A 237-nucleotide genomic window follows, 5' to 3' on the forward strand; every position below is an offset into this window, starting at 1 on the left:
TAAACCTCTAAATGCTGTTTGATAATCGCTTGCAATGTCTGCCAAAATACTCTGTTCATCGAAAGACATTGTTGTTAACTGTGCGTCTATTACTTCCTCTCCCTGCGTTTTCGGACTTGCTTTTTCTCCTGTAACTTTCTCAGTAATCCAATCAGCAAACTTATCAAAGATATCTTCTTTTGCAGGTTGCCTTGTCCAGTCATTATCATCTTCTTCATTTACTTCTTTTAATAGCTC

Annotated in this window: 1 pseudogene; it reads right to left on the bottom strand. The window is 37.1% G+C overall.

The features are described 5' to 3' along the window. Positions 1-237 (bottom strand): annotated as a pseudogene (locus ACJDT4_RS23440) (hypothetical protein); the annotation flags it as partial.

Source organism: Clostridium neuense (assembly GCF_045310695.1).
Classification (GTDB): Bacteria; Bacillota; Clostridia; order Clostridiales; family Clostridiaceae; genus Clostridium_S; species Clostridium_S neuense.